Source organism: Cobetia sp. (genome assembly GCF_983723665.1).
The window spans coordinates 1,824-8,720 of record NZ_CFDJES010000117.1; the positions used below are offsets into that span (position 1 = coordinate 1,824).

6 protein-coding genes are annotated in these 6,897 nt (G+C 65.1%); 2 read left to right on the top strand and 4 right to left on the bottom strand.

Annotated elements, in window-relative coordinates; all coding sequences use genetic code 11:
• The 4 genes from eat to AC4FAH_RS11390 all read right to left on the bottom strand — a co-directional run.
• On the bottom strand, positions 1–1,410 hold a 1,410-nt coding region (gene eat, locus AC4FAH_RS11375), incomplete at its 3' end, for an ethanolamine permease (protein ID WP_490246053.1).
• A gap of 73 nt (positions 1,411–1,483) precedes the next feature.
• Positions 1,484–2,344, bottom strand: a complete 861-nt coding sequence (gene eutC, locus AC4FAH_RS11380) for an ethanolamine ammonia-lyase subunit EutC (RefSeq protein WP_490246054.1) — start codon at positions 2,342–2,344, stop codon at positions 1,484–1,486.
• Complete coding sequence (locus tag AC4FAH_RS11385) at positions 2,341–3,747, bottom strand: ethanolamine ammonia-lyase subunit EutB (protein WP_490246055.1); 1,407 nt, start codon at positions 3,745–3,747, stop codon at positions 2,341–2,343. Before AC4FAH_RS11385 ends, eutC begins: the two co-directional genes overlap by 4 nt.
• Before the next feature lie 178 nt (positions 3,748–3,925).
• Complete coding sequence (locus AC4FAH_RS11390) at positions 3,926–4,858, bottom strand: MurR/RpiR family transcriptional regulator (protein ID WP_490246056.1); 933 nt, start codon at positions 4,856–4,858, stop codon at positions 3,926–3,928.
• A gap of 166 nt (positions 4,859–5,024) precedes the next feature.
• On the opposite strand from AC4FAH_RS11390, the gene AC4FAH_RS11395 reads away from it, so the two are divergent.
• Complete coding sequence (locus AC4FAH_RS11395; protein WP_490246057.1) at positions 5,025–6,353, top strand: aspartate aminotransferase family protein; 1,329 nt, start codon at positions 5,025–5,027, stop codon at positions 6,351–6,353.
• 65 nt (positions 6,354–6,418) lie between these two features.
• Positions 6,419–6,897: carboxymuconolactone decarboxylase family protein (locus AC4FAH_RS11400; protein WP_490246058.1), on the top strand; the 479-nt coding region annotated here is incomplete at its 3' end.

Here is a 6,897-nt window from a genome sequence, read left to right on the forward strand (position 1 = left end):
CGCCAGGTCACTCTCGGCATTCGCCACCAGCGCGAACTCCTCCTCGGCGGTCTTCGCCACCAGCCGATGACGGCTGAAGATGACGTAGTAGGCGATGCCCACCACGAACAGCACCAAGGTGTAATTGAAGGCACGCGGATCGAAGGCATAGACCCCGGTCAGCGCGATCAGCGAGAGCACCAGCGCGATGGCGGACGTCACGATGCCGCCCGGCGTGCGATAGGGACGTGCCAGCGCCGGTTGACGCAGGCGCAGCAGGATATGGCTGGCCGCCATCAGCGCGTAGGAGACTGTCGCCCCCACCACCGCCATGCCCAGGATCAGATCGCCCTCGCCGGTCAGCGAGACCAGGAACCCGAAGATGCCCGGCACCACCAGCGCCCAGGTCGGCGCCTTGCGCTTGCTGGTCAGCGACAGCGTCTTGGGCAGATACCCCGCCCGCGACAGCGCGAAGACCAGACGGCTGTAGCCATAGATGATCGAGAAGAACGACGCCACCAGCCCCGCCAGGGCCAGCACATTGACCAGTGTCGCCAGCCCCTCGCTGCCGGTCTCCTTGAGGGCATCCACCAACGGCACGGCGCTGCTGCCGATTGCCTCGGCACCCGCGGCGCCAGCCAGCAGGAAGACGACCAGCACGGCGGTGAACATCAGAAACAGCATGGCGCCGATGATGCCGCGCGGGACATCACGGGCCGGATTGCGCGATTCCTCCGCCGCCAGCGGCACCCCTTCCACGGCCAGAAACAGCCACATGCCGAAGGGCAGCGCCGCCCAGATGCCATACCAGCCATTGGGCATGAAGTCGCTGGCCCCCCAGGCATCGGTGGGTGCGATATCGAACAGGCGACTGCTGTCGAAGTCACCGATCAGCGCGACGGCGGTGGCGATGATCGCGAACACGGCCAGACCGCTGATCACCATCATCACCTTGAGCGCCTCGCCGACCCCCGCCAGGTGAATGCCGATGAACACCAGATAGAAGATGGCGTAGATGATCGGGCCATTGATGCCCAGCAACGATTCCACCGCGCTGCCGATGAAGATGACGATGGCGGCGGGGGCCAGCGCATATTCGATCAGCACGGCAAGACCGGTGAGGTAGCCGCCTGCCGGCCCCATCGCCTGGCGGGCGAAGCTGTAACCGCCGCCGGCAGCCGGAATGGCCGCTGACATTTCGGCCAGCGACAGCACGAGTGCCAGATACATGATGCCCATCAAGAGAGCGGCGATCGCGAAGCCGCCCCAGCCCGCCTCGCCGATGCCGAAATTCCAGCCGGCGAAATCGCCGGAAATCACGTAGGAGACCCCGAGGCCCGCCAGCAGGACCCAGCCTGCCGTCCCTTTCTTCAATTGGCGCCTGGCCAGATAGTCCTGCTCATTCGTGTCGTGATTCGTGTCGCGAGTCATGGTGCCGCCTTGTATGCCTCAGGCATTTGTCATTGTTGGATCGGGAGATTCCCGCTGCTGCGCTGCCGTCCCATCAGGACAGCAGGAAGTTCTGGATACCGGTGCCGCCTTCCAGCGCCGTCTCGCCGCTTCTGTCCTTGAGGCCCACGCCGGTGAGGCCGAGCTTGCGTGCCTCACGCAGCAGGTAGTGCAGACGCTGGGCGGCCATGGCGAAGTCGAGCCCTGCCGGGCGCACGTTGGAGATGCAGTTGCGGCTGGCATCGCTCAGGCCGACGCGCGGCTGCCAGGTCAGATAGAGCCCGAGGCTGTCCGGAGAGCTGAGGCCGGGACGCTCGCCGACCATCACCAGCACTGCACGAGCCTTGAGTAGCTCACCGACTTCATCGCCAATCGCGACCCGCCCCTGCTCCACCACGCAGATCGGCGCCAAAGACCAGGCATCCGGCCCGTCTTCGGCAAGCGCCTCCAGCAGTGCCGCGATGAAGGGAGCGGCATTGCTCTGCACCGCCAGAGACGAGAGCCCATCGACGACCACGATGGCCAGATCGGCAGGCTGGGCGTCGAGGGCGGACAACTGCTGACGCGACGCCTCATCGAGACGCCGGCCGTAATCGGGGCGCTGCAGATAGGTGGTGCGATCCACGGCGCGACTGTGCAGTCGCTGGATCTGCGGAGCATTCTCGAGCGCCGCGAGCTGATTGAGGTCCTCGATCAGTCGAGGAATCTCCAGCGGCAGGTGGACGGCGTCCTGGGCGCGGGCGTGCGCCAGCTGGAATTCCAGCGAACGATTGGTCGGCAGGCTGATGCCGGCACGGCCAAGGCCGATGCGCGCATCCGTGAACTGGCCAAGCCGCTGCCAGGGATTGGGCGTGACGATGGCATCGGGTTCGAGGCTGCGCGAGACCGCGTCAGCAGAGGGCTGGTCAGGGTTCATGCGTCACCTCCTGTCACCTGACGCAGTGAATTGGCGAAGCGGTCGGGCATCTCGCTCGGCAGTGCCTGGGTGGCGACATCGGTGAAGATCTGCATCTCCTCGAGCCAGGCGGCGAATTCCGGTGCCGGTCCCAGGCCCAGCACCCGCCGTGCATAGAGAGCATCGTGGAAGGAGGTGGTCTGATAATTGAGCATGATGTCATCCGAGCCGGGGATGCCCATGATGAAGTTGCAGCCCGCCACCCCGAGCAGCGTCAGCAGAGTATCCATGTCGTTCTGATCGGCATCGGCATGATTGGTGTAGCAGATGTCGCAGCCCATCGGCAGGCCAAAAAGCTTGCCGCAGAAGTGGTCCTCGAGGCCGGCGCGGATGATCTCCTTGCCATTGAACAGATACTCGGGGCCGATGAAGCCGACCACGGTATTGACCAGCAGCGGCGAGTACTTGCGCGCCACCGCATAGGCGCGCGCCTCGCAGGTCTGCTGGTCCAGGCCGTGATGGGCATCGGCGGACAGCGCACTGCCCTGGCCGGTCTCGAAATACATCACGTTGTCGCCCACCGTGCCGCGCTTGAGCGACAGCGCGGCCTGCTGCGCCTCCGCCAGCACGGAAAGCTCGACACCGAAGCTCTCGTTGGTGGCCTGGGTGCCGCCGATGGACTGGAAGACAAGATCCACCGGGGCACCCTGCTCGATGCACTCGAGGGTATTGGTGACGTGGGTCAGCACGCAGGACTGGGTGGGGATCGCGTACTTCTGGATCACCTCATCCATCAGACGCATCAGCTTGATGCTCTGGGCCACGTTGTCGGTGGCCGGGTTGATGCCGATCACGGCGTCGCCGTTGCCGTAGAGCAGGCCATCGAGAATGCTGGCCGCGATGCCGGTGACGTCATCGGTGGGATGGTTGGGCTGCAGGCGGGTCGAGAGATGGCCACTCTTGCCGATGGTATTGCGAAAGGCGGTGACCACCTCGCATTTCTTCGCGACCAGAATCAGGTCCTGATTGCGCATCAACTTGCTGACCGCGGCGGCCATTTCGGGGGTGATGCCGGCGCGCACCTGCGCCAGCACCGCGGGGGTCGCGAGGTCACTCAGCAGCCAGTTGCGGAAGTCGCCGACGGTGAGATGGGCGATCGGCAGGAACGCCACCGGATCATGCTCATCGATGATCAGGCGGGTGATGTCGTCCTGTTCGTAGGGAATCAGCACGTCTTCGAGGAAGGTCTTGAGGGGCAACTCCGCCAGACACAGCTGAGCGACGACTCGCTCCTCGGCGGTTTCCGCGATCACGCCAGCAAGACGATCTCCGGAGCGGGCGGGCGTCGCCTTGGCCATCAGCTCGGCCAGATTGGCAAAACGATGGACCTGACTGCCCAGGGTGTAACGGTACTCGCGGCTCATGGGAAATTCCTTGCCCTGACGGATGTCATTTCATATCAGTCGTTTTGCAGGAATCACGCCAATCTCCCTCCATGCCTCTTTGGTCCTGCATACGCCTTGAAGCCGCATTACGTAGGTCTGCGCCCGCACCACCGTGGTGCATGACCGCGTTCACCCTCGGTGCAGTGCGTCGCGGGCATCAGCCGCGTGCGCCCCCCAACTCCGTGATGATCGCCTCGCGCTGCTTGAGCGAGGCCACCCCGGCATCGCCTAGCTTGCTGGCCACCTCACTGAGCAGGCCTTCGGCGAGAAACATGAAGGCGCTCATGCTGTTGCTGTAGAAGAGGCTGTGATTGGGCACATGGAAGCTGTAGCGCGCCAGCGGCTCCAGCGGAGAGCTGGCCGAATCGGTCAGCGCGATCACCTCGACTCCACGCTTCACCGCCACCTCGGCGCAGGCCACCACGCTTGGGGTATAGGGGAAGCAACTGGCCACCACCAGCACGTCACCGGCCGACAGCTGGGCCAGTGCATCGGCCACGCCCTGACGACTGGCATCCAGCGGTGCCACGTCCGGGCGCAGCATGCCCAGCCCATAGGCCATGAACAGTGCCAGGGAATTGAACTGACGCATGCCGTGCAGGCGCACGCGCGGCGCCTCGGCCAGCAAGGTGGTCGCGGCTTCGAAGGCCGCGGCGTCCACCCTCTCCAGCATGCTGAGGATGTTGGCGCTCTCCTGACGCCCCAGCCGCGCAAGCTGGGCCATGGCGCTGCTATCGGCGTCTCGCGCCAGCAGCTGCGAGGCCTGCTGGCTGTAGAAATGCTCGCCATCCGTCACCGCCTGGCGAAAGACATCCTGAAACCTGCTGAAGCCCTCGTAGCCCAGCCGCCGGGCCAGACGCGAGAAGGTCGAGGCGTTCACGCCGGTCAGCTCCGCCAGCTGGCTGATGGAAGACACCGCCGTGCGTTGCGGGGACTCGATCAGCACCGCCAGCACGCGCCGGGAACTCGCGCCGAGACGAATCTCCACCTCACGACGATCGATCGCCGCCAGCAACTGCTTCAACCCCTCCAGGGTCTCCGGCGGCGAGTCAGGGGATGCGGGCCCGGGGGCTCGGGCGTATGGGGGCATGGGATACCTCCTTGGCAAGGGACAGGACAGATGGCGGCAACGGTAGCATCTCTGGCCGGTCGAGTCCGAAGGCACAAGCGACCATATGCAATTATTTATTGCACAAACTACAAATGCACTACATATTTGCATTACGTCTTCGCACCCCTGCCGCCACGGAGCCCGCATGAGCCACGTACTGCATCGCAACCTCAATCAGGAGTATCCCACCGCCGTGAAGGGCGATGGCCCCTACATCGTCGATCGCGAGGGTCGCCGTTATCTGGATGCCAGCGGTGGCGCAGCCGTGTCATGCCTGGGGCACAGCGACGAGGCGGTGGCGCAGGCCATCAAGGATCAGGTCAGCCAACTGGCCTACGCGCACACCTCGTTTTTCACCAGCGACCCGATGGAACAGCTGGCCGACTTTCTCATCGAACGCGCTCCCGCAGGGCTCGACGCCGTCTACTTCGTCTCTGGCGGCTCGGAAGCGGTCGAGGCGGCACTCAAGCTGGCCCGTCAGTATTTCGTCGAGATCGGCCAGCCCCAGCGCAAGCATCTGATCGCGCGGCGCCAGAGCTATCACGGCAATACGCTGGGCGCGCTGGCCACCGGCGGCAATGCCTGGCGGCGTCAGCAATTCGAGCCGCTGCTGATCAACGTCAGTCACGTCAGCCCCTGCTACGCCTATCGGGACCAGCAGCCCGACGAGACGCCCGAGGCGATGGGCATTCGTCTTGCCGCGGAACTTGAGGCGGAAATCCTGCGCCTGGGCGCCGAGAACGTGATGGCCTTCGTGGCCGAGCCGGTGGTCGGTGCCACCCTGGGCGCCGTCACCGCGGTACCGGGCTACTTCAGACGCATCCGCGAGGTCTGTGATCGCTACGGCGTGCTGCTGATTCTCGACGAGGTGATGTGCGGCATGGGACGTACCGGCAGTCTGTTCGCCGCCGAGCAGGAAGGTGTCACGGCGGACCTGATCACCATCGCCAAGGGCCTGGGCGCCGGCTACCAGCCGATCGGCGCGACCCTGGTCAGCCAGCGCATTCGTGATGCCATCGCCAATGGCTCCGGCTTCTTCCAGCACGGCCATACCTACATCGGCCACGCCACCGCCTGTGCCGCGGCGCTGGCGGTCCAGCAGACCATCGAAGCCCGCGACCTGCTCACTCGCGTCAATGTCCTCGGCGAGGGGCTCAAGGCGCGCCTGAACGAGCGCTTCGCGCATCACCCCCATGTCGGCGACATCCGCGGTCGCGGCCTCTTCCAGGGGCTGGAGCTGGTGGCGGATCGCGATTCCAGAAAGCCCTTCGACGCCTCCCTCAAGCTGCATGCGCGACTCAAGAAGGCCGCCATGGCCGAAGGCCTGATGTGCTATCCGATGGGCGGCACCCTCGATGGCCGCCAGGGCGATCACATCCTGCTGGCACCGCCGTTCATTCTGCAGGAGTCGCATCTGGACGAGATCACCGCCAAGCTGGGGCGTGCCATCGATACCACCCTTGCCAGCCTGTGACGGCTCAGCTGCAGGCACATTGCCTACCCCACGATCTTTGAATGGATTTGAATGGAGTGACTTTCATGGCGATCACATCGCGCCTGACCGAACTGGATGACGCCAGCATGAGCGCGGCTCAGCGCGAGGTGCTGGCCGAGATTCTCAGCGGCCCGCGCGGCAATCTGGACGGCCCCTTCCTGGCCTGGATCCACAGCCCCGAGCTTGCCAGTCATGCCCAGCGCCTCGGCGCCTTCTGCCGCTACGCCACCGGCCTTGAGCTGCGCCTCAGCGAGCTGGCGATTCTCACCACGGCGGTGTGGTGGAAATCCCAGGCTGAATGGCAGATTCACGCGCCGATTGCCGAGCAGGCCGGCCTCGCGCCCGAGATCATCACGGCGCTGCGCGAGGAGCGTGAACCCGCATTTGAGCAAGACGATGAGCGGCTGATCTATCGCGTCACCCGCGCGCTCTACGCCGAGCGGCGCGTCGATGATGCCCTGTACGGCGAGGCCGTCGCGATGTTCGGCGAAACCGTGGTGGTGGAGCTGGTCGGGGTGCTGGG

What these genes read in the sequence shown, in the direction of transcription:
- AC4FAH_RS11395 (WP_490246057.1), top strand. Translation starts at nt 5,025, where the DNA reads ATGAGCCACGTACTGCATCGCAACCTCAATCAGGAGTATCCCACCGCC.
- eutC (WP_490246054.1), bottom strand. Translation starts at nt 2,344, where the DNA reads ATGAACCCTGACCAGCCCTCTGCTGACGCGGTCTCGCGCAGCCTCGAA.
- AC4FAH_RS11385 (WP_490246055.1), bottom strand. Translation starts at nt 3,747, where the DNA reads ATGAGCCGCGAGTACCGTTACACCCTGGGCAGTCAGGTCCATCGTTTT.
- AC4FAH_RS11390 (WP_490246056.1), bottom strand. Translation starts at nt 4,858, where the DNA reads ATGCCCCCATACGCCCGAGCCCCCGGGCCCGCATCCCCTGACTCGCCG.